This is a genomic window from Brevibacillus laterosporus (assembly GCA_007833815.1).
In the GTDB taxonomy this organism is placed as follows: domain Bacteria; phylum Bacillota; class Bacilli; order Brevibacillales; family Brevibacillaceae; genus Brevibacillus_B; species Brevibacillus_B laterosporus_D.
In genome coordinates, this window is sequence record CP033464.1 from 1,075,953 (window position 1) to 1,101,517 (window position 25,565).

General features: G+C 39.4%; 41 protein-coding genes and 2 pseudogenes. 38 read left to right on the forward strand and 5 right to left on the reverse strand.

Annotated features, from left to right (window positions below):
• Nucleotides 1-287: 287 nt before the first annotated feature.
• Nucleotides 288-1,445 carry a site-specific integrase gene (locus tag EEL30_06340; GenBank protein ID QDX92018.1) on the reverse strand — a complete coding sequence of 386 codons (1,158 nt, stop codon included), beginning with the start codon at nt 1,443-1,445 and terminating at the stop codon, nt 288-290.
• A 271-nt stretch (nt 1,446-1,716) separates the two neighbouring features.
• Between EEL30_06340 and EEL30_06345 the strand changes: the two genes are divergently transcribed.
• The 3 genes from EEL30_06345 to EEL30_06355 all read left to right on the forward strand — a co-directional run bounded on the left by EEL30_06345 (nt 1,717) and on the right by EEL30_06355 (nt 3,394).
• Nucleotides 1,717-2,385, forward strand: a complete 669-nt coding sequence (locus EEL30_06345) for a hypothetical protein (GenBank protein ID QDX92019.1) — start codon at nt 1,717-1,719, stop codon at nt 2,383-2,385.
• Nucleotides 2,378-2,890, forward strand: coding sequence for an accessory regulator AgrB (locus tag EEL30_06350; protein ID QDX92020.1), 513 nt, complete (start codon nt 2,378-2,380; stop codon nt 2,888-2,890). The genes EEL30_06345 and EEL30_06350 overlap by 8 nt, the downstream gene beginning before the upstream one ends.
• Nucleotides 2,891-3,025: 135 nt before the next feature.
• Nucleotides 3,026-3,394 (forward strand): hypothetical protein, encoded by a 369-nt coding sequence (locus EEL30_06355; GenBank protein ID QDX92021.1) that lies wholly within the window; start codon nt 3,026-3,028, stop codon nt 3,392-3,394.
• A gap of 418 nt (nt 3,395-3,812) precedes the next feature.
• Here EEL30_06355 and EEL30_06360 read toward each other — a convergent pair whose 3' ends face one another.
• Nucleotides 3,813-4,196: an XRE family transcriptional regulator gene (locus EEL30_06360; GenBank protein QDX92022.1), complete on the reverse strand. Its 384-nt coding sequence runs from the start codon at nt 4,194-4,196 to the stop codon at nt 3,813-3,815.
• 135 nt (nt 4,197-4,331) lie between these two features.
• On the opposite strand from EEL30_06360, the gene EEL30_06365 reads away from it, so the two are divergent.
• Nucleotides 4,332-4,571 carry a helix-turn-helix domain-containing protein gene (locus tag EEL30_06365; protein QDX92023.1) on the forward strand — a complete coding sequence of 80 codons (240 nt, stop codon included), beginning with the start codon at nt 4,332-4,334 and terminating at the stop codon, nt 4,569-4,571.
• A gap of 53 nt (nt 4,572-4,624) precedes the next feature.
• Here EEL30_06365 and EEL30_06370 read toward each other — a convergent pair whose 3' ends face one another.
• Both EEL30_06370 and EEL30_06375 read right to left on the reverse strand, forming a co-directional pair.
• Nucleotides 4,625-4,849, reverse strand: coding sequence for a hypothetical protein (locus tag EEL30_06370; GenBank protein QDX92024.1), 225 nt, complete (start codon nt 4,847-4,849; stop codon nt 4,625-4,627).
• Between the two features lie 28 nt (nt 4,850-4,877).
• A complete protein-coding gene (locus EEL30_06375) occupies nt 4,878-5,114 on the reverse strand; it encodes an XRE family transcriptional regulator (protein QDX92025.1) in 237 nt (78 codons plus the stop codon).
• 143 nt (nt 5,115-5,257) lie between these two features.
• Here EEL30_06375 and EEL30_06380 point away from each other — a divergent pair, with 143 nt between their 5' ends.
• The 29 genes and pseudogenes from EEL30_06380 to EEL30_06520 all read left to right on the forward strand — a co-directional run bounded on the left by EEL30_06380 (nt 5,258) and on the right by EEL30_06520 (nt 20,465).
• On the forward strand, nt 5,258-5,467 hold the full coding sequence (locus EEL30_06380) for an XRE family transcriptional regulator (GenBank protein QDX92026.1): 210 nt from the start codon (nt 5,258-5,260) through the stop codon (nt 5,465-5,467).
• An 11-nt stretch (nt 5,468-5,478) separates the two neighbouring features.
• Nucleotides 5,479-5,709: a DNA-binding protein gene (locus EEL30_06385; GenBank protein ID QDX92027.1), complete on the forward strand. Its 231-nt coding sequence runs from the start codon at nt 5,479-5,481 to the stop codon at nt 5,707-5,709.
• A gap of 133 nt (nt 5,710-5,842) precedes the next feature.
• Nucleotides 5,843-6,091, forward strand: a complete 249-nt coding sequence (locus tag EEL30_06390) for an XRE family transcriptional regulator (protein ID QDX92028.1) — start codon at nt 5,843-5,845, stop codon at nt 6,089-6,091.
• Nucleotides 6,092-6,113: 22 nt separating this feature from the next.
• Entirely contained in the window at nt 6,114-6,311 is a 198-nt protein-coding gene (locus EEL30_06395) for a hypothetical protein (GenBank protein QDX95690.1), read from the forward strand.
• Complete coding sequence (locus EEL30_06400; protein QDX92029.1) at nt 6,308-6,577, forward strand: hypothetical protein; 270 nt, start codon at nt 6,308-6,310, stop codon at nt 6,575-6,577. The genes EEL30_06395 and EEL30_06400 overlap by 4 nt, the downstream gene beginning before the upstream one ends.
• A 223-nt stretch (nt 6,578-6,800) precedes the next feature.
• Complete coding sequence (locus tag EEL30_06405; GenBank protein ID QDX92030.1) at nt 6,801-7,169, forward strand: replication terminator protein; 369 nt, start codon at nt 6,801-6,803, stop codon at nt 7,167-7,169.
• Nucleotides 7,170-7,194: 25 nt separating this feature from the next.
• The gene (locus EEL30_06410; protein ID QDX92031.1) at nt 7,195-7,902 is read left to right on the forward strand and encodes a hypothetical protein; all 708 of its coding nucleotides are present in this window, start codon (nt 7,195-7,197) and stop codon (nt 7,900-7,902) included.
• A 91-nt stretch (nt 7,903-7,993) separates the two neighbouring features.
• Entirely contained in the window at nt 7,994-8,245 is a 252-nt protein-coding gene (locus tag EEL30_06415) for a hypothetical protein (protein ID QDX92032.1), read from the forward strand.
• Nucleotides 8,229-8,486 carry a hypothetical protein gene (locus EEL30_06420; GenBank protein QDX92033.1) on the forward strand — a complete coding sequence of 86 codons (258 nt, stop codon included), beginning with the start codon at nt 8,229-8,231 and terminating at the stop codon, nt 8,484-8,486. The genes EEL30_06415 and EEL30_06420 overlap by 17 nt, the downstream gene beginning before the upstream one ends.
• The gene (locus tag EEL30_06425) at nt 8,483-8,968 is read left to right on the forward strand and encodes a siphovirus Gp157 family protein (GenBank protein QDX92034.1); all 486 of its coding nucleotides are present in this window, start codon (nt 8,483-8,485) and stop codon (nt 8,966-8,968) included. The genes EEL30_06420 and EEL30_06425 overlap by 4 nt, the downstream gene beginning before the upstream one ends.
• Nucleotides 8,969-8,978: 10 nt before the next feature.
• Nucleotides 8,979-9,584 carry a hypothetical protein gene (locus tag EEL30_06430; protein QDX92035.1) on the forward strand — a complete coding sequence of 202 codons (606 nt, stop codon included), beginning with the start codon at nt 8,979-8,981 and terminating at the stop codon, nt 9,582-9,584.
• A 1-nt stretch (nt 9,585) separates the two neighbouring features.
• Nucleotides 9,586-9,990: a single-stranded DNA-binding protein gene (locus tag EEL30_06435; protein QDX92036.1), complete on the forward strand. Its 405-nt coding sequence runs from the start codon at nt 9,586-9,588 to the stop codon at nt 9,988-9,990.
• A gap of 13 nt (nt 9,991-10,003) precedes the next feature.
• Nucleotides 10,004-10,351 carry an HNH endonuclease gene (locus tag EEL30_06440; GenBank protein ID QDX92037.1) on the forward strand — a complete coding sequence of 116 codons (348 nt, stop codon included), beginning with the start codon at nt 10,004-10,006 and terminating at the stop codon, nt 10,349-10,351.
• A 19-nt stretch (nt 10,352-10,370) separates the two neighbouring features.
• The gene (locus tag EEL30_06445) at nt 10,371-11,432 is read left to right on the forward strand and encodes a hypothetical protein (GenBank protein QDX92038.1); all 1,062 of its coding nucleotides are present in this window, start codon (nt 10,371-10,373) and stop codon (nt 11,430-11,432) included.
• Complete coding sequence (locus tag EEL30_06450; GenBank protein QDX92039.1) at nt 11,317-12,120, forward strand: ATP-binding protein; 804 nt, start codon at nt 11,317-11,319, stop codon at nt 12,118-12,120. The genes EEL30_06445 and EEL30_06450 overlap by 116 nt, the downstream gene beginning before the upstream one ends.
• Nucleotides 12,113-12,382: a hypothetical protein gene (locus EEL30_06455; protein QDX92040.1), complete on the forward strand. Its 270-nt coding sequence runs from the start codon at nt 12,113-12,115 to the stop codon at nt 12,380-12,382. The genes EEL30_06450 and EEL30_06455 overlap by 8 nt, the downstream gene beginning before the upstream one ends.
• A 12-nt stretch (nt 12,383-12,394) precedes the next feature.
• Nucleotides 12,395-12,721, forward strand: a pseudogene (locus EEL30_06460) (ORF6N domain-containing protein).
• Between the two features lie 411 nt (nt 12,722-13,132).
• Entirely contained in the window at nt 13,133-13,342 is a 210-nt protein-coding gene (locus tag EEL30_06465; protein ID QDX92041.1) for a hypothetical protein, read from the forward strand.
• Nucleotides 13,311-13,676: a hypothetical protein gene (locus EEL30_06470; GenBank protein QDX92042.1), complete on the forward strand. Its 366-nt coding sequence runs from the start codon at nt 13,311-13,313 to the stop codon at nt 13,674-13,676. The genes EEL30_06465 and EEL30_06470 overlap by 32 nt, the downstream gene beginning before the upstream one ends.
• A gap of 375 nt (nt 13,677-14,051) precedes the next feature.
• A complete protein-coding gene (locus EEL30_06475) occupies nt 14,052-15,587 on the forward strand; it encodes a DNA cytosine methyltransferase (protein ID QDX92043.1) in 1,536 nt (511 codons plus the stop codon).
• 13 nt (nt 15,588-15,600) lie between these two features.
• Nucleotides 15,601-16,409: pseudogene (locus tag EEL30_06480) on the forward strand (DNA adenine methylase).
• A gap of 250 nt (nt 16,410-16,659) precedes the next feature.
• Nucleotides 16,660-17,073 carry a hypothetical protein gene (locus tag EEL30_06485; GenBank protein ID QDX92044.1) on the forward strand — a complete coding sequence of 138 codons (414 nt, stop codon included), beginning with the start codon at nt 16,660-16,662 and terminating at the stop codon, nt 17,071-17,073.
• A gap of 22 nt (nt 17,074-17,095) precedes the next feature.
• Nucleotides 17,096-17,356, forward strand: coding sequence for a hypothetical protein (locus tag EEL30_06490; protein ID QDX92045.1), 261 nt, complete (start codon nt 17,096-17,098; stop codon nt 17,354-17,356).
• Nucleotides 17,357-17,398: 42 nt separating this feature from the next.
• Nucleotides 17,399-17,638: a hypothetical protein gene (locus EEL30_06495; GenBank protein QDX92046.1), complete on the forward strand. Its 240-nt coding sequence runs from the start codon at nt 17,399-17,401 to the stop codon at nt 17,636-17,638.
• On the forward strand, nt 17,635-17,889 hold the full coding sequence (locus EEL30_06500; protein QDX92047.1) for a hypothetical protein: 255 nt from the start codon (nt 17,635-17,637) through the stop codon (nt 17,887-17,889). The genes EEL30_06495 and EEL30_06500 overlap by 4 nt, the downstream gene beginning before the upstream one ends.
• Nucleotides 17,873-18,097, forward strand: a complete 225-nt coding sequence (locus EEL30_06505) for a hypothetical protein (protein QDX92048.1) — start codon at nt 17,873-17,875, stop codon at nt 18,095-18,097. The genes EEL30_06500 and EEL30_06505 overlap by 17 nt, the downstream gene beginning before the upstream one ends.
• A 119-nt stretch (nt 18,098-18,216) precedes the next feature.
• The gene (locus tag EEL30_06510; protein QDX92049.1) at nt 18,217-18,606 is read left to right on the forward strand and encodes an ArpU family transcriptional regulator; all 390 of its coding nucleotides are present in this window, start codon (nt 18,217-18,219) and stop codon (nt 18,604-18,606) included.
• 619 nt (nt 18,607-19,225) lie between these two features.
• Nucleotides 19,226-19,528: a hypothetical protein gene (locus EEL30_06515; protein ID QDX92050.1), complete on the forward strand. Its 303-nt coding sequence runs from the start codon at nt 19,226-19,228 to the stop codon at nt 19,526-19,528.
• Between the two features lie 139 nt (nt 19,529-19,667).
• Nucleotides 19,668-20,465 carry a hypothetical protein gene (locus EEL30_06520; GenBank protein QDX92051.1) on the forward strand — a complete coding sequence of 266 codons (798 nt, stop codon included), beginning with the start codon at nt 19,668-19,670 and terminating at the stop codon, nt 20,463-20,465.
• Between the two features lie 35 nt (nt 20,466-20,500).
• Here the strand turns inward: EEL30_06520 and EEL30_06525 are convergent, their stop codons facing one another.
• Nucleotides 20,501-21,100, reverse strand: coding sequence for a hypothetical protein (locus EEL30_06525; GenBank protein QDX92052.1), 600 nt, complete (start codon nt 21,098-21,100; stop codon nt 20,501-20,503).
• A 202-nt stretch (nt 21,101-21,302) separates the two neighbouring features.
• On the opposite strand from EEL30_06525, the gene EEL30_06530 reads away from it, so the two are divergent.
• The 5 genes from EEL30_06530 (at nt 21,303) to EEL30_06550 (ending at nt 25,452) form a co-directional block, all read left to right on the forward strand.
• Entirely contained in the window at nt 21,303-22,676 is a 1,374-nt protein-coding gene (locus EEL30_06530) for a chromosome partitioning protein ParB (protein QDX92053.1), read from the forward strand.
• An 83-nt stretch (nt 22,677-22,759) separates the two neighbouring features.
• Complete coding sequence (locus EEL30_06535; GenBank protein ID QDX92054.1) at nt 22,760-22,957, forward strand: hypothetical protein; 198 nt, start codon at nt 22,760-22,762, stop codon at nt 22,955-22,957.
• 174 nt (nt 22,958-23,131) lie between these two features.
• Entirely contained in the window at nt 23,132-23,365 is a 234-nt protein-coding gene (locus EEL30_06540; GenBank protein QDX92055.1) for a hypothetical protein, read from the forward strand.
• 36 nt (nt 23,366-23,401) lie between these two features.
• Nucleotides 23,402-24,223, forward strand: a complete 822-nt coding sequence (locus EEL30_06545) for a terminase (protein QDX92056.1) — start codon at nt 23,402-23,404, stop codon at nt 24,221-24,223.
• On the forward strand, nt 24,223-25,452 hold the full coding sequence (locus EEL30_06550) for a PBSX family phage terminase large subunit (GenBank protein ID QDX92057.1): 1,230 nt from the start codon (nt 24,223-24,225) through the stop codon (nt 25,450-25,452). The genes EEL30_06545 and EEL30_06550 overlap by 1 nt, the downstream gene beginning before the upstream one ends.
• The last annotated feature ends 113 nt before the right edge of the window (nt 25,453-25,565 follow it).

The following is a 25,565-nucleotide window of genomic DNA, read 5'->3' on the forward strand; positions in this document are numbered from 1 at the left end:
TATTATGCTGCATTATTTTTACACTAGGAATCATTGTGAGTTCCATGGGCTCTTTAAATGAAGCTGTAGTAAAAAAGGATGGTTTGCGTGATAAAACAGTCAAATGGATCGACAATGCAATTCCAGTAAATACCCTATCTAAATAAAGCCTATAAATAAAAGCGAGGAGTGTTGTATATGTCTAAGATGTTTTTTATTTTACTTATATAGGGTAAAAACGTTGATTTAACAACACTTTAGGCGGCGCTATACCGCCTTTTGCAAACAAAATGCAAACCTTTATTGCACTAAAGTGCGTTTTTGGGAGGGAAAATAGCATTTTCAAGAGATGCAATTGCTTCCTGTTGCATGGTCATACTAACGTGGCTATATCGGTCTAAAGTGATTCCTATGTTAGCGTGACCTAACAATTCGGAAACAATTTTAGGATGTACACCAGTTTCAAGCAGAAGTGTCGCTACTGTGTGTCGTAGATCATGGATACGGATATCAGGTAAACCAGCCTCTTCTAAAATCTTTCTAAGCTTTCGGCGGACAGGTGTTGCGGAGTAAGGCAATCCATCCTCAGGACGACAACATACGAGTCCATCTACATTAAAAGTAGGTCCATACAATAATTTTCTTTGAGCTTGTTCAGCTTTATGCTGTTTTAAAGGAGTAATAAGGCTTTCGGACAAAGAAATTATTCTCTCGCTACTTTTTGTTTTTGGGGCAGTTAAACGATATTCTCCTCGTGTTCTTACAAGCTGTTGTTTTACATGTATAATTTTTTTCTCGAAATCAATATCTTTCCACGCTAACCCAAAAACTTCTGCATAGCGCATCCCGGTTGTTACAGATAGCAATACAGGTATGCACATTTCTTTTCCTTTTACGCTTTCAACTAATGATTGGACCTGTTCTCTTGTTAAGACAAGCGTTTCTTTCTTCTCAACACGTGGCAACTCTACTAATCGAGCAACGTTACGAGTAATCATTTGCCAGCGTTCGGCATTTTGTAATGCTTTATGTATTAACCCGTGAATGTGACGTATCGTAATAGGAGATACTCCACCTTCACGATACATGGCACCGTCTTTTAATAAATCTCCATACATCTTTTGTAAATGCATAGCTTTTAAGTCTTTTAACTTAATCCTGCCAATCCTTGGTGTAATGTAACGTTTTACGCGATTCTCATATACATTGTGTGTGGTGTGCCTGGTGGAAGTCTTCGCGTAGTTTTCAAGCCAATAATCCATGTATTGGCTAATTGTCATATCACTAGCATCAACTGTAAGGCCAGTTTGAAGCTCATGCAGTTTTTGGGTCATAGCCTGTTGAGCTTCTTTTTTTGTATTGTAACCGGAAAACCACTTTTGCTTTCGTTTTCCCGTAATTTCATCTCGTGGCAATTCGACCACAAAGCACCATTTGTCTCCACGTTTTCTAACATGCCCTTTCATCGTTCTTCCCCCTTACACTAGACTAAAATTCATATAGAAAATTTTGCAAACCAATTCATACAAACGATGGAAATGAATCGCTAAATATATGTAATCCATGCGTCTTAAAAAATATTATACAGTAAAACTTAGATGATTATAAAAATTTAAGAATCTGTGGTAGAAAAAAAGAGAATGAAGAGTAAAATGTTAATGAAGTGAAAAAAGATACTGAATGAAAGGAGAAAAGTTATAAGAGAGATTTTACTACTGATAGATTGAGGTAATATGAATGGACACTTTCATGTACATAACTTTAGGAAGTATTGATATTCTGGCGATTTTAGTTCTGGCGTTCAAGGTATTTCGCTTCCCTCTAGCATGGAAAAAAGAGTTTTTAATCATATCAATCACAGCATCATTAATATCATACCTAAATAGGGTAGTACTCGATATTCCGAGTGTTGACAGTTGGTTGCAATATACGATAATTATTTTATTTTTTAGATATATGTTAACGGTTAAGTTATTTGACAGTATTGTAATAGCGACTGTAGGGTATCTAGGCTTTAACATCGTGCAATACAGTACTTACGTAGTTATGCTCTGGACAGGGGTAGTATCGTTTGCTGATGGACAAGCTCTAACAAATCTGGGAACTTATCTAATACAAGTCGCGACTCATCTATTTGTTTTTCTTATAGCTTGGTTAATTTATAGGTATAATCATGGGTTTTCATTTATTATGGTGCCCCCACACGACGTGCACATAAAAACTAAAATGACGCCTTTAAAATTCCTAATAATTACAATGGTATTTCTATCTTCAACAACAATTTTATTTGTAACAAATTGGATGATTTCATTTAATGGGAATCCAACTTGGCTAGTTCCTGTTTTTATAATCTATTTAATTATCCTTTTCAAGTTGCTCGAAAAAAAGGAAATGACCAATGATTGAAAAACTATCTTATTCTCTTGCGGTTAAGATTCATGACGCCAATCCCGATAAAAAAGAGAGTGTGGATGTTTTATCTTATTCATTGTCCATTACCCTTAATTATTTACTAGTATTATCTTTTTCTTTATTGATCGGTTACTTAACAAATGAATTTGTTGACACGATTATTTCAATGGTGAGTTTTATTGCTCTACGTATTTTTTCAAAGGGGTATCATGCAAAATCATTAACTACATGCTTTATTTTGACAACAGCGATCATATCATTGATTCCTCATGTTCCAATGCAAGATTATACGAGTGTTACTAATATATTAAACGTTTTTATGGTGCTATTTTTCGCACCAAATGGTAGCTTCGAGGGAGAGGTAATCCCCCAGAAAAGAGTTTATTTACTAAAAGGAATTTCATTGATTATAGTCCTATCCAACTTTATTATCTCGTCGCATATTGTGGCTCTATCTTTTTTTGCACAATCATTATTATTACTCCCTAAAAGGAGGTGAGGACAATGAATAAACAGTTCGCGAAAACAATTTCAAAGGGATTAGGCACTTTGGGTAAGGTTTATACAAAGCTTGCCAAAGTTACAATCGGTAGCCCAGTTGTACCTAAAGAATTAAGAAAGTAAGAGTAGAGCTATGGGGAATTCGCCAAAGTTTTTTGGAATAACGCCGTCAGGGAATAGAAGCGATAGATCAGCGTATGTAGAACTCTCAATAGATGACTTTAATTTCGTTAATCGGTATAACGATACAACCATTGCATACAATACGAATAAAGGGTTATTCTTACCTGTGAACTCGTTGGAAGGTATGTTCATTTGTCTTGAAAAATACGGATTCACAAACTTAGACTCAACGAATGTCACAAATCTTAAAAATATAGAAAGTGTAGATGTTAGTCCATATGGGATCGGCGTCCACTTTCCAAACGGAATGCATACAACTGCATCTCGGATCAAGTATAAACAATTTTTAAAAGACTTACCGAAAAGGCCACCTAAATAAGGTGGTTTTTTTGTGTCTTTTATTCAATGTTTTAAGTGGGGTATTATACATCAGGATAATGCAAAAGTAAAGTTAAATTGACCTAGGGGTCTATTGACACTTAACAATCGCAAGATTCGACAAAAAACTAACTTTTTAGATGGTACATTTTTTAAAGAAATAAAAATTCATTCATTATCACTTTAAATAAATTAAAATTACGAATCATTACTCAGCGTTCTATCTGTAAGAGCAAGAATATAGCGATTTTATTTTCTACTGGAGGTGCGTGTTATGGATAAAACCAGAAAAGTAAAAATACTTTTTACTACAAAAGATGTTGAAATAATTAAGGATATTCTAACGAATAAGAAACAGTTAGCAAAAACGTATAAAGAAAAATTAAAAGCCATCCTTTCATCTTAAAAAGGATGGCTTTCTAATTATCTATCTCTGATTTAAAGGCTTCTAGAAGCTCTTTTACTAAATGCTTTTTATTTGGAGGTAGGTTACGGATTAGATTGATAATATTTTTGTCTTCTTCAGAAAGAGTCGGGTCATTAATGGCAGAGATAAATGGATCAGTTATATCTGTACTGCATTTTTCATTAGTTCTTCCTAATAAGTAGTCAACAGAAACATTAAAGAAATCAGCTATTTTTTCTAATCGTTCATGCCTTGGCAAACTTTGATCTGATGATTCTAATCTTCTGATTGTGGACTCGGGTATGTCTAAAGCTCTAGCTAATTCTTCTTGTGTTATCATTTTTTCTGCTCTTAATTCTTTTAAACGTTTTTTAAAAACCATCGATATCACGCTCATTTCTTGACTTGATTATACACAAAAACGCTCATTTAATAAACGTTCAATAATTGAACGGAAAGTTGTTGACACGCTCATAATTTGAACGTATACTAGCATTGTAAAGTTCATTAAACGAGCTAAAGGAGGTTGAACATGAAAAAACTTATACCCTTAGAAAATTTAATTAAAACGCGTCTAGGATTAAATTTGACGCAAGGTGAGTTAGCTAAAAGAGCTGATTTATCTAGAGCAATGCTATCTAACATAGAGCGGGGATATGCATTGCCATCCCTACCTGTTGCTTACCGTATTTCAAAAGTATTAAAAAAACCAATTGAATATATTTTTTTTAATGAAAACGCTCGAAATATGAGCAGAAAACAATCAGCATAATAGTGATTACATGGACGAGCAGAGCAAGGAGAGGTGAGCCGCCAGTAAGACGGCTATTGATTAGTTAAAACACGCTTAATCAGCTTAATATCCGTTTCAAGAGCTTCAATTTTACTAGTAGCCTCGTTTAAATTAGCTTCTTGCTCAGTGTTGTGAGCAACTTGTGTATAGATGGTATCAAGTTTTTGTTTAATCTCGTTTACATCATCTTTGGTAGCCATCGTTGACTTAATGGTTGTGAGTTCTTCAAGGATTTGTTTAAGAAGCTTTTCATTCATTAGAATTCACCCTTTAAATTAAAGTCGATTATTCATCATCAATTTCTTCGAACTCAGGAGAATCAAGAAATTCTTTCAATGTTATATCTAATCCAACACATATCTTTTTGAGGGTTAATAAACTAGGGCTTTTGCTCTTGCCTTTAATGATGCTATCAATCGTTGATTGAGTAACCCCTGAAAGTGTTGCGAGCTTATTAACACTCATTCCTTTTATATCACAGAAATAAAGAATTCTATTTGTAATCTTTTCATTAAACGTCATCAGTTTCACCTATTTCCTTTAACGATAAGTCGGTAAAAATAGCATATCAAATTTTTTTGAAGAGAATTAACGGAATTACGTTGACTAATACAAAAAGTTGGTTTAGTATAATGATTAACGAAATTACGTTAGGAGGTGAGTACATGAGTTTTGGTAAGTCACTACGTAAGTACAGAAAGTTAAGTAACTACTCTCAAATAGACTTGTCCAAAAAAACAAATATACCTCAAACCACGATTAGTGACTTTGAAAATGAAAAGTATCTTCCAAATATAAGGCAAGGGTTTCTATTAGCTACAGCCCTTGGAGTTACTTTAAATGATCTTTATGAAGAATCCAAACAACCAGCATAGGAGTTGAAAAAATGAGCAAACAAAACGATTACCCATCATTCGAAAGTCTGCCGCCATTATTAAAAATAAGTGACGTTGCGAAGGTTCTTAGAGTGGGCAGAAACTACGCGTATGAACTGGCTAGAAGAACTGATTTCCCAGTGATTAATATCGGAACTAAAAAGAAATCAGTTTTGAGAGTTCCAAAATATGAATTAGCAATTTGGGCCGAAAAGACATACGGACTAAAAGTCACAGCCTAGAAAAATTCCCCCAGGTGAGCAGCCTGAGGGAAAGCATGAAAGATGAACACACTTTAATTGTAAAACTATTTATCAAATTTGGCTGTTCTTATTTGGAACAAATTGGAACAAGTTTGAAGAAGGAGAGAGAAAAGTGAAGAAGTTCGGAGCGATACTGCACGCTTGCAGAGAAAGAGCAGGGTTAAGCCAAGAACAATTAGCCGAAAAGCTCAATCGTTCAAGAAGTTGCATAAGCAAGCTGGAGACAGATAAGAAAACGTTGGATTTCCAAACGGGACTAGCGTGGATAGAAGCCACAGGAGCGAAGGAGGTGGCTGTAGCGTTCTTCTGTGGAATGGATGGGATGTCCATCATGCAAAACGTTCTATCAGTAATGGTGTAAAGGAGGTGAGAGGGTGAAAGAAATGCTGGATGGTCTGGATGAAGAGGAGCTATATCACATTGTAAATGGGATGCTTGATCTTTCGGAGATTAGTCTAAGAGATGGAAAAATCATTGATGCAAAAAAGCAAGAGATTATTGCGAGAAAGGTATCGGATATCAAAGTTGCACGTCAGGTAGAACAAGCTAAACAAATCTTAAATAAGGAGGTAATGGCGTGAACATTCAATTTCCTGAACTGGATGAAGCAGTTAGCAAATTCCTTGAAGACAACAAAAAATGTAGTTCCAAGATTTTATCAGATAAAACGCATCTGAGTACAAACATACCATATCGAGAAGTTTGTATTGCAACATCATCTATCATGGATATCTTTCGTCAAGGTTACGACTTGGATTTTAAAAAGTACACAGAGCTTGAACGCATGTGGATCAGCATACAACATGCAAAGGATTTTCTGAATCACTATGAAGGAAAGGGTGAGTGACTATGACGTTGGCGACCTTAGAAAGGAAATTAAGAAAGGCGCAACTTGAAATGATGAAAAGCAAAAGCGATGCAATAGCTCATGAAGCTATGAGAGCATACGTGAGGGAGTTGGAAAGCCAGATAAAAGAAAAAACCGCCTGCTCTCAACAGACGGCATCTTAATACATTTAACTACTCATAAGGATATCAAAATAGCTATTTATAAACAAGGAGGAATATTCATGATCAGTTTAGATGATTTTGCAGAAGGGGCTGTAGCAGAAGCTTTTCGTATTGAGTTATCAAAAGTTCTTGCTAATATCGCTGATCCCAATACTGATGCTAATAAGGTCAGAAAGCTTTCTATCACAGTGGCTATAAAAGCTGATGAAAAACGAGACATTGCTGCTGTACAGGTGCAAACCAAATCAACCCTGATTCCTGCAAAACCTATAGAAACTAAGTTAATCATGGACTATGACAACAACGGACACGTCATTGGAGCCGAATTGAAATCAGGTATGAAAGGGCAAACCTACATAACGCCTGATGGAGAAATTGCTGATGATAAAGGGAATGTGATTTCAGATAACGTGGTTAGTTTTAAATAAAAATTGATATAGAGGAGTGTTTTGAATGTTGAAAAATGCACTGGAATATTTAATTGGTTTAGGGAACGTAAAAATTGAAGATGTTGGTGGACAAGTCTATTCCACCCAGAAGCTACACCATGTGATGGCGTCGGTTCCGACTAAAATCCAGGTAAACAGTTTGTCAGGCTTAATTGAATACATCAAATCAAATTTTGATGGGGATAAAGAAATGATGGTTCATGTTGTTTCACCAACAGAGGTACAGTGCTTCACTACATTTAATCGAGATTATCAAAGAAACTTTCTGATTTGTGCAGATGCAATGACTCCTCAATTTAGATTCGACAATTGGTATGATCCAGAAAATTTTAACATCAAATTACAATCTTGCTTTGTGGCTAATGAGGATCGAGACATTATGTTAAAGGTTGTCGGCAATATCAAAGAGGAAAGTGTAAACACCGTTGGTGATGATGGAGTTTCTCAAGCTGTGGTAGCTAAAACAGGTGTCGCTACTGTAGCGAATGTAAAAGTGCCGAATCCAGTGTCACTTAAACCATACCGTACTTTTGTTGAAGTTGAGCAACCGGAGAGCGATTTTATCTTCCGTATGAAATCCGGACCAAGTTGCGCTTTGTTTGAAGCTGATGGAGGGGCATGGAAGTTAGAAGCCATGAGAAATATCAAAGACTTTTTAGCAGAACACTTACAAGAACAAATAGAAACCCAAAAAGTAGTAATTATTGCTTAAAAAAATAAAAAATCCCCTGCTACCAACAGGGGACCCCGAAACAAAAAATTGTACCTCTACCATAACAAATAATTGGAGGTTGGACAAGCAAATGAGCAAAGAAATCGTTTCAAATGAACTGCTCGGAGGAATGTTTGATCGAATGGTTTCTTATAAAACTAATGGCACTTTAGAAATAGAAGAAGTCTCTGAATGTAATGCAAAAACTGGCTGGACACCAAAACAAACCGTTACTCTTCGTGATTGGGAAGAGATCGTAAAGCTTAGGGATTTCTTAAATGGATTAGCTCCTGTAAATGCAACTATCAACGAGGAGGGCAAACGCCATGCCAACATTGCTTGATTTTCCAGAGTTTGTAGAACGTGTTGAACCAGATCGGCAAGGGTATCTCCTTCATGGCATTAAAACCTTTAATGAACCTGGGGATGAGCTACGGGAGAAGGTAGAAAGCATAAACGAGGATTTAAAATACCTACTTTTATCTTGGGAAGAGTTTTCGGGAGAACAAAATTTTGAATACCTAGTGGATCTGAAAAAACGCTTTGACCAAGTGATTAAGCTCTACGGAGGTGCTGGGCTGTGAGGTTGTATGATCTAGCTGGTGCTTATGCTGAAGTTGCACAAATCATAATGGATGATGAGACGCAAACAGAACTATTAGGCGACACTCTCCAATCCTTAGAGGATGCTATCGAAACAAAGGCTGATAACATCGCTAAAATGGTGCGTAATATTTCGGCTGAGGCTGACATGATTAAGCTCGAAGAGGCTCGCCTTACTGAACGTAGAAAGCGCCTAGAAACGAAGCAAGAAGGCTTGAAACGTTATCTTAAAGAGCAATTAGAATTTGCTGGATTACAAAAGGTCAAAACGCCGATATTCACTATCTCGCTTAGAAAAAATCCAGGTTCGGTGCAGATTGTAAACGAAAGTGATATTCCGCAAATGTTTTGGGTAACGCCACCGCCGATCCTTGATAAGAAGTCGATGTCAGAACGTTTGAAATCAGGTGAGGAAATACCAGGCGTAACACTTGTGCAGGGTACTTCCTTACAGATCAGATAGGAGTGGGAACATGAGCGTATATAAAAAGATTCTCGCTGTCATGAATGATGTGTCTTATCTCCAGAAAGACGACAAAGTGGAGTTTAAAACGACGAAATATAAGGCTATCTCAGAAGAGAAGGTAACGTCTGCTGTAGGACAAGCAATGCGGAAACATGGGCTTGTGATAATTCCCGTCCATCAAGAACATTTCAAAGTGGATCAACTTACCACAGTAAATGTACGGTATCAGATTATTGATGTCGATACAGGGGACAGCATAGAAGCTGTTTCAAGTGGAACAGGGGTAGATACACAAGATAAAGGCGTAGGTAAGGCTATGACATATGCCTACAAGTATCTGCTACTAAGAACCTTTGCAATTCCTACAGGAGAAGACCCAGACAAAGTAAGTTCTGCTGAATTGGATGAAAAGGAAAAACCGAAGTCTCAACCAAAAGCTCAACCAAATGTTAGCAACAGTAAAGAAGCTACTTTAAAAGCAAAATGGCAGTTGCTTGCTGGATCGTTAGATGGATTTGATGATTGGTATAGATCGGAACTTTCAAAAGGAAACACGGATGAACAAATTGAGAGGTTCCTAACAGAAAAGATGAAAGAAAAGGGGGTTGCATGATTTGAATAGAGTCATTCTCATTGGGAATCTTGCTCGTGATGTTGAGCTGAAATATACCACAAATGGAGTCCCAGTTGCTACATTCACATTGGCGGTTAATCGTCGTGTTCAGAACGGGCAGAACGAAGCAGATTTCATCAATATCGTGGTTTGGAGACAGCTTGCGGACCTATGCGCTAATTATCTATCAAAAGGGAAAAAATGCGCGTTAGAGGGGCGTTTGCAGGTTCGTAGCTATGATGATCAGGATGGTAAAAAACGATTTGTCACTGAGGTTGTAGCAGAAAATGTACAGTTCCTAAGCAGTAAAGATGGACAAGCTCAACAAAGCAATGGGCGATCATTCGATGACCCTTTCGCTAGTAACAAACCAATCAATATTACAGATGATGACTTACCTTTCTAGGATGGTGATAAGCATGGGATTGTTTGATGAAGTAAGAGCTGTACAAAAGCCGAATTTCAAGCGAAGAACGAAAAAGCGTGGAGACCGGGGAAGAATTTCCCCGGAGGTCTATGACGAAGTAATGAAACGAGACCAAGGGCGTTGCGTGCTTTGTGGTAAGACAACATGGTTACAAGCACACCACATTCTTTTTAAAAGCGAGGGAGGCACTGGAGAGGCGCATAACATTGCTTTAGCTTGCGGACCTGTTGCCCAAAAAGGGACATGCCATTGGAAGGCGCACCAAACGAAAGAAGGGCGTCAAGCGTTTCGGGATTATCGAGAGAAAGTATTGCTTCCGTTGTATCAGGGGGCATCGTAACAAGAGGGGAGCACGAAGGATGGACACAACAGATAAATACGGGGCGGGCTTCGTGGTCATCCCCCGTATAACCTTCGAACACTTTATAGATGAGGCGCTTTATAGCTACTTGGTAAAAGGAGCGAATTACAAAGCGTCCACCGATTGTCAGAGAGGGCAGTTCATTGTTTCAGTTAGAAAATTACCTGATGTAACGGGATGGAGCTACCAGCAGATTAGGACTTCACTAGACAGATTATCAAGCGACCATCTAATCAAAATGGAGCAGATAAAATACAAAGGCAACAAAGCTTCACTAATCACAATTGTAAATTATGACGGGTTTCAGCAGCTAGAAAACTACTCAAAAATTAACGCACCGAACAACGCACCGAACAACGCAAGTGCTAACGCACCTGATAACGCACCTAACGAACCTGAAAACGGCGTTGTACCAAGCGTTTCGGGCGATGAAGAAGATACGAACAACGCACCGAACAACGCAGGTAAAAACGCACCGAACAGCGCACCGAACAACGCTAATAGAACATCAGTTAAACAACAAGATAAACAACAAGTAAAACATATAAAAGAATCTTGTCGGAGTCGAGAAGACATTACCTCTTTTGTTGACTCGCAACAGCTCATCAACCGGATTGAATTACCTAATCGTTTGTTTGTTGAATACTTCGATCTGGTGAGACTTCAAAGAAAATCTGGAAAGATAGCAAACGGTGTCCTGAAAAGACTATGGGAAAGGCTAGTTAAACAGGCTACTAATGCAAAACAATCAGCAGAAGCAAATCAGGCGATCGTAACCTATGCACTATCTACATACATCATGAACTACGGTCATAAGCCTGCCGAGTACGCATTCGGTATTATCAGCAACACAAGCGAGCCTGAAGCAAGACAAGGAATGATTAGACTACAGAACTCCAAACAGGAGGGGAAAAATGGAAAGGGTAGGACGAAATTTCAATCAGATGTTTCAGGAATTGCAAAAAAAGGCACAAGCAACACGGAACGTTTCGCCCACCTCAACACAAATTCAACACCAGTGCCCAAAGTGCAAGGATCTTGGGGGGACGATGTCATATGAGGAATATGCCTTTGGGATAGAGAAGGATCGTTCTCTAAAATACGAGGTTTGGAAAGAGTGCGAATGTCAGAAAAACAAGAGAATAGAGCGTATGTTCAAATCCAGTCAAATTACTGAAGAGTTCCGAAAGCTTGGTTTTAAAAACTTTAGCGTGGATGGAATGCCAAACGTAGTACGGGAAGCATTCGATATCTCAGCCACATATTTTAGGAATTTTGAAGAAATCGAAAAGGAACGGAAAAATAGCATAGCCCTATTAGGTAGGCCAGGTTCAGGAAAGACTCACCTTCTCATGGCAATTTCAAACAACCTGATTAAGAAAGGTATACCTGTTATCTACTTCCCATGGGTTGAAGGATTTAATGAGTTGAAGAATGACTTTGATCTTCTGGATACGAAGATTAGACGGTTACAAACGGTTAGGGTGCTATTTTTAGATGACTTATTCAAAGGGAGAGAAAAACCTACGGATTTCCAGATTGAGCAGTTATTCGCAATCGTTAACTATCGTTATTTAAACAAATTGCCCATATTGGTTTCATCAGAACGTACTTTTAAGGATATGTGCGTCATTGACGAAGCTACAGGTTCTAGGTTGTACCAAATGACAGCAGACTACCGGGCTACCTTAGAAGGTGAAGGATTGAACTATAGAACACGAGATGCGGAGGTTTTAACAAATGTTTAAACGATTTTCTAAAGAAGATATCAATGATTTAAGAGCAAGAATTTTTCAGGGTCAGCTAGATATAATCTCACTTTTTGATCTCCAACGCCTCATAAACGAACGAGATGCATTTGAATTTATGGTCAAACAGCAAGAAGCTGGGCAACAACGAATCAATGAGTTCCTGACAGTCCTAGAGATTCAAAGTCAATTGGAAGAACAGATTAAAGAGCTTAAACAACGATTAGAAAAATATGAGCCTTCACTAAATCAGGCTGTTTAGGAGGAATCAAGCATGAATCAATTACAAGTAATCGAACGCCAAGGTAAACGTGTACTTACTACGAACCAATTAGCAGAAGTTTATGGAGCAGATGTAAAACATATCCATGACAACTTTCAAAAGAATGAGGGTCGATACAAAGTTGGCAAACATTACTTTGTACTTCAAGGGGAGGAATTAAAGCAGTTTAAAGCTTCTACGGAAATTTCGGGGAACCTCAAATTTGCACCAATCCTATACCTATGGACTGAGAAAGGTGCATGGCTACATGCGAAATCTCTTAACACAGACGAAGCATGGGAAGCTTACGAAATGCTAGTAGATGATTACTACCGAGTGGTAGCACAAGTTTCAAACCTTGGATTAAGCCCTGAGGTTCAAGCAATTTTCTTCCTCGACAAGAAAACTCAGGAGATCGAAAACCGTGTACTCCATTTAGAACAAACCAAAACAGTAGATTACAGCCAACAGCAAGTTCTGAATACTTTGTGCAAACGCCGTGTAGTAGAAATTCTAGGAGGCAAAAGCAGTCCTGCTTATAAGCAACTAAACAACAAGTTATTTAGCGCAGCATGGAAAAGTTACCACGGCTATTTCAATATCAACTCCTATCGTAATACACCAGCAAAAGAGTTTGATAAAGCGAAAGAATATCTACAACGCTGGTCCCCACAGGGAGAACTTTTACGAGAAATTGAGGATGCAAACAGTCAAATGAGTTTCTTGTATGACATCAAAGGAGCATAAAAGATGAACGACGATAAAGCAGTATTAGCTATACAAATTAACTACTTTAAAAAATACGTACATGAGTTAGAAGAGGATATCAAAAACGTGCAGTATGACTACTCCAAAAGAATCCTAGAGGGCAGTCTTACAGATTATCAGAAGGGCTTGGCAGAGGTTCAAGCTAGATGGGAGGCACTAGATGCGAGAGATAAAGTTCAGGGCTTGGGATGACGTAAGCAGAGTAATGTCATTTAGTAATTTCGAACAGTTCGATGACATGATGGGGTTCCGATTTTCTCACTTTGAAACAGAGAAACCTGTTTACATGCAATACACCGGACTCAGAGACCGCAACGGCAAGGAGATTTATGAAGGAGATATCGTTAAAGGGAAAAGCTATACGCAAACTAGGCCTAGACGGCTTATTGGAAAAGTCCAATACAGATATAACGAATTTATTGTGTACGGCATTGGGAGGTACACAACTATGGTGGAAGAGCTAAATACTACTTTCGAAATCATCGGCAATTTCTACGAAAATCCACATCTGTTAAATCAAGAGTGAGCAAACGGAGGGAGAGCATGAGCGAACACAAGCTTGACCAGAGCAAAGCCCATAAGAAAGGCAAACCATTTATTCATGTACCAAAACATATAAGCGAATGGGCAAAGAACAGCAGTACAAACGCCACAGTAAACAACTACAAAATAGGCGGCGGTAGAGCATCCAATAAATAAAAAAATAGGGGAGCGATCTCAGATGAATACACAGGACAATCAAAAGGTTCAACAATCATTGAACAAAGAACAGTTGGATTGGCAGAAAAAAGTGATTCGTGAGGAGATGGATACCTATGAAAAATAGCTACGGCTTTACATGGGTTGAGATAGACGATGCTCAGGCGTTGAGAGAGTGGGCGGAGAAAGCGAGTGGGGATTGATGGGGGCTGCTCTTAGGGAAATCATAGTCGATAACTTTGCGGGTGGCGGTGGTGCTTCGACCGGAATAGAGCTGGCAACTGGACAGAGCGTTGATATTGCTATCAATCATGATGAGGATGCTATAGCCATGCACCAGGTAAATCATCCAGATACAGAACATTATTGCGAATCAGTTTGGGACGTTAACCCTGTAGAAGCAGTAAAAGGACGACCTGTAGCGCTCTGCTGGTTAAGTCCAGATTGCAAACACTTTAGTAAGGCCAAGGGTGGAAAGCCAAAAGAAAAAAGCATTAGAGGGCTGGCGTGGGTTGCACTACGTTGGGCAGCCACAGTCAAACCACGGGTAATCATGCTTGAGAACGTAGAAGAGTTCAAAACATGGGGGCCACTGGTCAAAGGCGGCAAACCAGACCCGAAAAAGAAAGGGCACACGTTTAACTCATTCGTTAATGCGTTGAAACGACAAGGATACCAGGTTGAGTGGCGAGAGCTTAGAGCTTGCGATTACGGGGCGCCTACGATTCGAAAAAGATTTTTTATGATAGCCCGTTGTGATGAGCGTCCGATTGTATGGCCTAAGCCAACTCATGGTGATCCACAAAGTTTAGAAGTACAAGCAGGCAGATTGAAGCCTTGGAGAATGGCTGCTGAAGTCATTGATTGGTCAATTCCTTGCCCAAGTATTTTCGACACTTGTGAAGAGATTAAAGAAAAATATGGTTTAAGAGCAGTTCGCCCACTTGCGGATAAAACCCTACGGAGGATAGCAAAAGGGGTTCAACGTTATGTGATAGAGTCCGAGCAACCTTTCATCGTCGGTGAGCAGGCTGGCTTTATCACAGAACACGCGAATGGGAGTAACCAGAGAAACATGTCAGTTGAACAACCCATGCGCACTATATGTGCTGAGGTGAAGGGCGGTCATTTCGCCTTGGTAACTGCGTTCCTAGCTCAATATCATACAGAGACAGCATCACATGAAGCCAGAGGGCAAACGTTAGATAGACCAATATTAACGCTGGATACTTCAAATCGTTATGCTCTTGTGACTGCCTTTGTCGCACAACAGTTTAAAAGCTCTATCGGACATCCGTTGAACCAGCCGTTAGGTACGGTAACAACAGTAAATAAAGCGAGTATTGTCACGGCGTTTCTTACTAAGTTTTATGGTTCTAATACAGGGCAAGCCTGCATTGAGCCACTTCATACAGTTACAACAAAGGATCGATTCGGATTAGTAACAGTACACGGACAAGACTACCAGATAGTAGACATCGGTATGAGAATGCTAGAACCGCATGAATTATTTGCCGCACAAGGTTTTCCAGCAGAATACATCATAGATAGAGACATAAACGGTGAGAAACAGAAGAAGAAACCACAGGTGGCACGTTGCGGTAATTCAGTGCCACCGCCGTTTGCAAAACATTTGGTAAAAGCCAATTTGCCAGAGCTGTGCGCTGGGTCGGGTAAAGAGTTAAAGTTCGAGCGATACAAGCAACAAGCTGTTGGTCAGATGAGTTTTTCAATGTAAGGAGTGGGGATTGATGGCTAAATCACCTTTGATATGGTTCGGGGAAAAGGAAAAGTTGCTCACCAGATTATCAGTAGAATGCCTCACCACAAAAGATATGTAGAGCCATTCGGGGGAGCTGCACATGTAATTGCTCAAAAGCCACAAGTAGCACATGAAGTTTATAACGACATTGATGGTTTGTTAGTTAACTTTCTACTTGTGGCCAGAGAACAAACAGAACGATTAATCGATGCGTGTAAATCATTGCCATACAGTCGGCAATTATATGAACGATGGAAACATGAAGAAATGCCAATGGATCCATTCGAGCAAGCTGTACGCTTTTTTTACCTAAACAGAGCAGGAATAGCAAAAGGAAATGGACCTGGTACAGAAAAAACAGGCTGGAGACATAGTACGAAGTCTACTCAAAATCCAGCAGTAGGTTATCTGAGTGCTTCAGAAAGAATAAGAGAGTTCTCTACTAGAATACAAGGCGTAATGATTGAGCATGATGACTTTCGTTCAATTATTGAAAAATATGATACTCCTGAAACTTTGTTTTACATTGACCCTCCCTATATAGGCAGGGAAAAGTTTTATGCAGGAGAGTTTACTGAGCAGGACCATCGTGATCTAGCAAATTTGTTGAAAAATATAAAAGGGAAAGCAATTGTTAGTTATTACGATGATCCTTTACTACTTGAGATCTATCCTGATTGGAGAGTTGAAAAATTCGAAAGCTACAAACAAGTGGTCAACGGAGATAATTGTTTTGCTGAAGAGTTATTGTTAATGAATTTTTATGACGGGCAAATGAACATCTTCGATATAGGGTGATCCAACCTTACCAAACACCAAATGCACGACATGATACTGCCGTACAGGTAGATCAGGAAACACAAACCGTACATGATCGCTGTTCCGGATAGCTTCTACATCAAACACTATGCCGTGTCGTCGAAACTTTCGAATTAGCCTAGCAGATCGGCTACACGGCATGAGATGATAAAACGATTTTTGCATAATATATCACTCCTTTTGATAGAGCATATCTCTATCATTTGGGACAAAAATAGGAGGCGCTAGAATGCGAGAGATAAAGTTTCGTGCTTGGGACAAAGAAGATGAATATATGAATGGTTGGGAATTGATCAAGATTGATGTTGAGTATTCATTAATGCAGTTTTTAGAAATGGATCGGTTTGAAATTATGCAATACACCGGACTCCACGACAAGAACGGCAAGGAGATTTATGAGGGAGATTTTGTACGAGTACTTATACAAGGTGGTTTCAGTCAACATTTTATCGATCAAGAAGTAGTGACATCAGTCATGTACATTCCGAGTAAAGCTAACTATAAACCGTTTGATCAATGCAGAATCTGGATGGAAGACGGGAAATTGCCGAAAGTGGAAGTCATCGGTAACATCTATCAGAATCCAGCTATGTCTCTTGGAGCTTTTCTGACAAGCAACCATTTGAAGGAGGAAGCACAATGACCGAACAACGGGGGAATAAACAATGAAAGACATAGGAGGAACTCTTTCTTTATCAGCTAAAGAGATGCAATGCAAGGTGTGCAATGGTGTTTTTTATGAGTTTGATGAACAGATCGAGAAAAAGAAATGGGTTGGATGGGAAGTTACAGATTTCCGTTTGGAAAAATGCCCTCATTGTAATGAAGAAATTACGCATGAAACAGTGCAAACTTTGTCTGAAAACTATGTGTATGTAGAAATAAACAAACTCACAGGAGAGGTCATAGTACATGGCGGTTTCTAATTATTAACACGGCACACGCTTTGTAAATGGGAGGGAAGAACATTGCTTTGCGAAGTTTGCAATAAACGTGAGCATACAAGTCTATGCGATTATGCAACAAGTACAGGGGTCGTAACGAGTGTAGATTTTCAAGAATTGACGGAAACGTGTGATAAAAAAATGTGCAGGGAATGTGCTGTTAGACTTTGGGTCAAATGTGATGTTTGCCCCGATCACGCTGAACAAGTTAAGAAAAAGATACTTCAGGAGAAACTGAAGCGAATAAAGAGGGATGCGAAATGAATCTAAAAGAGGGAGACAAGGTTCGGGCTATTCGAAAAATGAGAGTAACAGACATCGAAGACGATCAGTTCAACCACACTATTAAAAAAGGAGATATAGGAATATTCCAAAGGAAATTCATCTGGTCTGATTATGATGATAGTGAGCAATTGGAATTTGAATTTCCAAGTGGAGGCGTCTATTTGGAACCGGAGTTTGCAAATGAGTCGGTTGAAAAGATAGAGGAGGAAGCCAATGAGCAGAGAGATTGATCAAGAGAAAAACTGTTGGACTTGCAGTCATTGGTTAATTGGCGGTGGATGCTGGAAAGATGCGTTCATAGATGGCGCATATAGCCAACTAGGAGTAGTAATGACAGAGCATGATCACTATTGCGACGATTGGGTAATAGAAGGCACGGAAGGGACGATAATGTACGAGGTTGGTTTGGCAGCTGAGAAGATGGAGGAAGTAGAATGAAAGCCAAAGGCGTGGATATTACGCCTTATATCTAAATAAAAAAGCCCCCTCAACGGGAGCCGTGGAATATGTGTTCGCAAAACTATTATACCATGAGCGCTGATGAGGGGGAATGATTGATGAACACAATGCATGAGCAACTAGCCATGTTTCCACCTATAGACGAAAAAGCAGTTAGGAGAACAGTAGCTAAGGAGTTAAAAAACTTCAAAGCGTTACGTGTGGCTGTACAGAATAAGAAAGAGCAGGCCGAAAGCGGGATTGAGCAACTGTTTCCACGTCTGCATCAAACAGAGACGAAAAACACTTTGAAGGCGCAACAAATTGAGAGAGCCTTGAAGTATTCGCTGGACGAAATAGAACGGAAAATCATTGAGGAAAAATACCTCAGTCCGACGCAAGTAAATGACATAAATGTATACTTAGATTTAGGTCTAACAAAGGATCAATACTACATCAAAAAGCGAGAGGCAATCTCTCAAATTGCTACGGCACTCGGAATCATTTGAGTGTCGTTTTTTATTCCCTCGACAAAAACCCGACAAAAAGCAGGACAAAAACATGGATAAAAATGGGGATAAAATGCTATACGTTTTTATAGGGCGAAATCGGTACTCTTGTATTAAGAACACGAACATGTGTCCTTGGGAGAAGCGCCTATCCCTTATCAACGACGTACTCGAGCAATTTATGGATGTTGAGGAATGTTTGCCAAACGAGAGGGGGCATTCTGAGTCTGAACGCGCTAGTCTGCGACGGTTGTAGCGGGGAAATGATAGACCTTTCTTCTTTCTTTTTGTTTAACCTGATAGCGGTTGAACAAGCTTGGCCCCTCTCGGAGTTTGTAGACCGCAATATATAAATGGGATACATCGGACAGAGGAGTATCTTGCAAGCAAGGTTAATAGCCACTTGCCCTCTGTCCCGTGACACTCATCACGAATACTCCACTCCTGGTTGTGAGGCAGTAGAATAGAGTCTCGCAACTCACACCCTCCTCCTGGGCAACCGTGACCGTAGCGGCTAAAGGAGTGGATCGCGGCGGTTGCCCCTGCCGAAGTAAGTGGGGTTTTATAGTAGACAAGATAGATGATCTCCCTCAAAATGGAAACAGAGAGGGGGAATAATATGCTTTCTAAATTGGAAATAGAAATCTTGGAGGCAATAAAAGAGGCTCAGTACAATGGAGCATCTTTTCCAACAGAGCACACACTAAAGAACATTGAAGAACCAAACCCATTAGAGCGGAAATACGAAGCTGCTCATGCGTTGTCTAATTTGAAAGAAAAGCGTTTGGTTGACTTCCGTGGTGAAGTTATCACAACGGGGGGAAAGACTCACCCTGTTTATGGTAATCGAGTAGCTATGATATGGTGGGACCATGTTGAAATTAATTCTTACGGTATTGAATACCTAAATAAGCACATTTAAAAGCACCCGAAAAGGTGCTTTTTTCTTTTACATCATGGTGGGATACATACTTGGAAATCAAACTACTAATAAATAGGTTACTCGAAATAACGGATAACCTTTTTATGCTCAGCACACAGGGAACTGCCTTGGTGAGGTCATGACTAACTCACTCCCTGTATGGTGGGCTTTTTTGCTACCAAAATATGATAAAGGGCGTGAAGTAATGGCAATTGCAAGTTCATTAGTCAGGGACCTTTTAGTACACACTGGTTTTTTTGAGGGACACGATGGTTTTTCTACTGTGACTGGTAATTTTGATCGGCAAGGACTTTCTTTCGGGATTCTTCAGTTTAACTTTGGCCAAGAAACTCTACAACCTGTCCTTCAAAATTATATTAAATATCATGAATCAGAGTTTACATCTATTTTTGGTAAAGAAAAGGCGGCCATACTAAAGAAAGTAGTTTTTGACTATAGAAAAGAGGATCAAGTCAGTTGGGGAACGAGTATTTCCTTGCGAGGCGGTGGAGTAGTACAAGATTGGAAAATTCCTTTTCAGGACATGGGTAGAAGTAGAAACAATCAAAAGTACCAAGAAGATGCTGGTATGCGTTATGTTGGACGTGCAGAAGATCATTGCGAAAGGTTCGGTCTCATTACAACTCAAGGTCTAGCTTTTATGTTTGATCATATGGTACAAACCTACAGGTTTTTAGATGAGCGACCTATGTTACTAAAAATAAGAGAACTAGAAGACGAATATCGCAAGACTCATAATGGGGAACGATTACCAGACCAAGATCGTTTAAGTGTCATTTTAGACTATATTTCAGAGAGCGCTAATCAAAAATTACGCCGCAGCTTAATTAAAGATGGTTATGGCAATTATGTAGGAAAGAGATATGATATTTCTGACTTTGGCTATGGTTCATTGTCCTATTATTCATATTTCTAATTAAAAAGAGGGGCCATCCATGCCCCTCTAAAATTTTATGAGTTTTCACGTATGATTTTATTTAAATCAGGAGTTTGTTGTATCAAGGAGATTGTCTTACGTTTTTTTAGCGTAGAAGTATCTATAAGATACACAGCATATTCCTGATAGTCATTTCGAAGATCGGCAATAAAAGATAATGCTAATATCTTTTTATTTGGTGAAAATTTGTGTTCTACATAAATTTGGGATTCTGGGATAACAGGGGTTGTTGTAATTTTTTCGTGTTCCTTTTTTATTAGAGCTGCGTTACATAGTTTAGTTCCACATTGATATCTTAGGAGTAGATAGGTTGTATCCTTATCTTCTGAGAGGATGATTCCACGGGTAGCAAATAGTTCCATTCTTTTTAGGTTATCGTCTTCTAATTCTGAGTAAATCTCATTAAACTCTGGTATAGATTTGATTGGTATTTTTATGGTCTTTGTTTTGCTGTTGTCGTCCTTAAACGTAATATTATCTAAGTCTTGTATAGATAAATATTCAGGAGGTGCACCTGTTCCAACGGTAGGCTCTTCTATAGGTGAAGAAGCTACAAAGAATTGAAGAAGACCTAAAAGAATAAGAGAAAAAAAACCAACTGATCTTACTTTCATATAGGACCCATCCTCCATATATAACCAATTTTTTCAAGTATAACATGGTAAATGGTAAATTTCTCTATGTATGTGTAATATAAATTGAAGTCAAACCTATTCGTTTTCGGATAGGCTTTTTGTCATGTGAAAAACCGTATATAAGCGGGAAAACGAGCAATTATTCATTAATCGATGCTTTTTACATCAAGGAGGACATACATTGGATATTCGATTGTTACCCATCGATAAAATTAACCCAGCTCCATATAATCCGCGTGTCGATCTACAACCAGGGGATGCGGAATACGAGAAGTTAAAGCGCTCCATTGAGGATTTCGGCTATGTGGAGCCTTTAGTGTGGAATCAGCGAACAGGGAATCTAGTAGGAGGCCACCAACGCTATAAAATCTTAGTCAACGAGCAGGGACGAAGAGAAGTAGAGGTTTCCGTTGTTGATCTTGATGAGCAAAAAGAAAAGGCTCTCAATATAGCAATGAATAAAATTAGCGGAGATTGGGACGAAGAAAAGCTATCACTTTTGATAGAAGAATTAGCGGCTAGTGATTTCAATATGGAATTAACAGGATTTGATTCTGAGGAAATAGACGAGTTATTAAAAGACTATAGCAATGATTACACGGATTTAAGTAATGACTTGGATTCTTCAGAAGGAGAGAGAAAAACATTATTCGATAAGTTCTTAATCCCTCCCTTTTCTGTATTAGATACAAGGCAAGGATACTGGCAGGACAGGAAAAGGCAATGGTTAAGTTTAGGGATGGAAAGTAAAGAGGGAAGAGACAGCAACCTTATTTACAATTTGGGAAATCAATCGGAATATATGCGTAAAGCTATGGAACAGTGTGGTGGCGGTACAAGTATTTTCGATCCAGTGCTTTGTGAGTTAATCTATCGCTGGTTTTGCCCAAACTCAGGTCAAATTTTAGACCCATTTGCAGGCGGATCAGTCAGAGGGGTTGTAGCATCATACCTGGGTTATCAGTATACTGGCATAGACCTGCGACCGGAGCAAATAGAATCAAATATAAAGCAGGCTAACGAGATGATTACTAGAGGCATATTGCAAGAAGTTCCAGAGTGGATTGTTGGAGATTCTAGGAACATAAATCAGCTAGTGGAACAAGCTAAAGCAGATCTGATATTCAGTTGCCCTCCATATGCTGACTTGGAAGTATATTCGGATAATCCCGCAGATATCTCGAACATGAACTATGATGATTTCCTGAGATCATACAGAGAGATCATTTTAAACGCTGTGTCGATGTTAAAGGATAACCGATTTGCTTGTTTTGTTGTAGGAGATATCAGGGATAGAAAGGGAATCTATCGGAACTTTGTATCTCACACGATCCAGGCGTTTATAGATGCTGGAATGCAATACTACAACGAAGGAATATTGATAAACGTTGTTGGTACAGTGGCATTACGGGCTGGAAGGCAGTTTGCTGCTAGTAGGAAGTTAGGCAAGTGTCACCAGAACGTTCTAGTATTTTACAAAGGGAATCCGCGAGATATTACATCAGAATTAGGTAGTGTAGATATAGAGGATAGTTTGCTCGAAAAATTAGCGTAAAGATTTCCGAATTGCTCTCGATTCGACTACGTTCATGTTATATCATCGTCTCAGCAAAAAAACGAAAGAGAAAGGTGATAGTTATGAATGAAGAGGTATTGGTTCTAAAGGAACAAGCTGAGGGCTACAGAGTTTTATATAAAACGAATCAGGTAAGCAGGGAGGAAGCGTTGGAGAAGATACGGCCATACATTGTTGCAGTAAATGAGAAGTCAAAGAGTATAGCTAAAAAGTACAATATGAAACCCAAACTTGTTACTGTAACTGGATATCTGCGATAGAGAGCCGAGGCCAAAACCTCGGTATTTTTATTGGATAAAAAAGCAAAAGGGAGACGCGCGAACGTCCCCCGATGCAACCGAGTCATCCCCGGCTGAGATAGTGGAAACCCGTGGCCACGGAATGCAATAGCCACTATCTCGTCTTCATAATACAAGAAAGCCGAGGGTGTCACAATGCAAACAACATGCGAACGCTTTGAATCCAATAAAGAAGAACTACTTTTACAACACGAAATAGAGATTATAGAGAACATCTTGGAGTCAAAAGCTCAATACAGAAAAGTTGTGAAAGCCGCCATTGGCAAATGGGTGAAAGACTTCCAATCAGGTCACATTGAGATAAAGACAGTTGATGACTTGAAGAAGCTCATAGAACTAGATATCGAATTGCAGAAAAATGAAATATAGAAACAAACACAAGTAAATGGGGGTGGGTGATATGTAATGGCACGAGCTCGTAGTCCCAATCGTAAACTAGCAGAAAAAATATACTTGGAAAGTAACGGAACCATACTGTTAAAGCAGATTGCCGAGCAGCTTGGTGTAAGTGATTCGCAGATACGTAAGTGGAAAAATCAAGACAAATGGGATGAAAAACTCAATAGTAACGTTACCAATGGCAATAGTAACGTTACCAAAAGAAAGGGAGCGCCCAAAGGTAATAAGAATGGTGTGGGGCATGGTGCACCAAAGGGTAATAAGAACGCTAAGGGTAATGTTGGCGGTGGCGCTCCATCTCAAAACACCAATGCAGTAAAGACGGGAGAGTATCAAACTCTTTGGATGGATGCTCTTACACCCGAGCAACAGGACGTTGTGGCAAGAGTCAATCTTGAACCATTGGAGCAGGTGAACCAATCTATTACCCTCTACTCCTGGAGGGAACGTGAAATCATGTTCAAGATTGCTAAGCTGGAAAAAGGCCTTACTGATAAACAGCGTCGTGTCCTTCAGGAGAGAGTCACTATCAAGGAACCTGTGCAAGTACACGATGATAAGTCGGGTGGGACCAAGACAATTGTTCTTTCACGTGACGAGTTGGTCACGACCAAAATCGAAGAGACTGAGTATCGAGCGATAGAAGATATCCTCCACCTGCAGGAAGCTCTCACACGAGTCACTGATAAGAAACTCCGAGCTGTTGAAATGAAACACAAGTTGACCATTGCTAAGGGTCCCAATGATGACGAAGGCGGTAAAAGCGGTCTTGATCAGCTTGCTGAAGTCATTGCAAAAAGTGCTGCAGCTCTTCAAGGTGATGCTTGATGGAATTTCAATTATTTGGTGAAAAGATAACACGGTTTATATTAAACCCAATTGAGAAAGATGCCAGAATAAACATCTTGGAAGGCTCTGTCCGTAGCGGTAAAACGGTTGGTATGATTCCAAAATGGATCAATTATATCAAAAACGGACCAAAAGGATTATTGGTCATTACGGGCGTATCGAAAGAAACTATCTACGATAACGTTCTACAGGATTTGTTTGATACTGTTGGGTCTGCTAATTATAGGTACAATCATCAAACAGGTCTTATCCAGATGTTTGACCGAAAGATTAAAGTTATTGGGGCAAAGGACGAGGGATCAGAGAAGTACCTTCGTGGTAAGACATTAGCAGGAGCTTATTGTGATGAGCTGACATTGATGCCGGAGAAGTTTTTCAAGCAACTGCTCAACAGGTTGTCGGTTAAAGGCGCGAAGCTATATGCCACAACTAACCCGGATCATCCATATCATTATCTTTACACCGAGTACATCACTGATGAGAAAAAACTCAAGAGTGGCATGGTCAAGGTGTATCACTTTGAGCTTGACGATAATCCGAATCTGGATGAAGAATACAAAACGTTTATCCGTGGTGCTTTCACAGGTTTTTGGTATTTACGCATGATCGAGGGCAAGTGGGTTGTCGCTCAGGGTGCGATTTATGATATGTGGGACAAGAGTCTGAACACATTCACTGATGACGACATAATACCAGGATTCAAGAGTCTGGCCCAGCGCTATATCTCAATTGACTACGGTAGCCAGAATCCTACTGTCTTCCTAGATTGTTGGGATGACGGCGATACGGTGTGGGTATTGGATGAATACTATTACGATGGGAGAAAAGAAGGGAAGCAAAAGGAAAACTCTGAATATGCGGATGATCTGCAAAAGTTTATTGGATCGGATTATCCGATATACGTAATTATCGATCCATCTGCTTCAGCTTTTAAGACAACACTACGAAATCGAGGGTTTCGGATCAAAGATGCAGATAACGAGGTTTTGGAAGGTATTCGGATGACATCGACTATGATAAACAAGCGAAAGTTCAAGGTTCATCGAGAGCGTTGTCCGAACTTCTTAAAAGAAGTATCAAGCTATGTATGGGATGAAAAGGCGGTCATGCGCGGAGTTGAGCAGCCGTTAAAGCATGCGGATCACTGTATGGATGCTGGACGATACTTTATAAAAACAATCATCAAGCCTAGACGCCTACTAGGGTAGAAAAGGATATGAAGTTATGACAGAGGAATTACGTAAAGCTGCACACGATGCGGCTATAAAGATTTGCACACAGATTGAAAAACAGGCAGACCTTGCAGAATGCCCCCGAGATC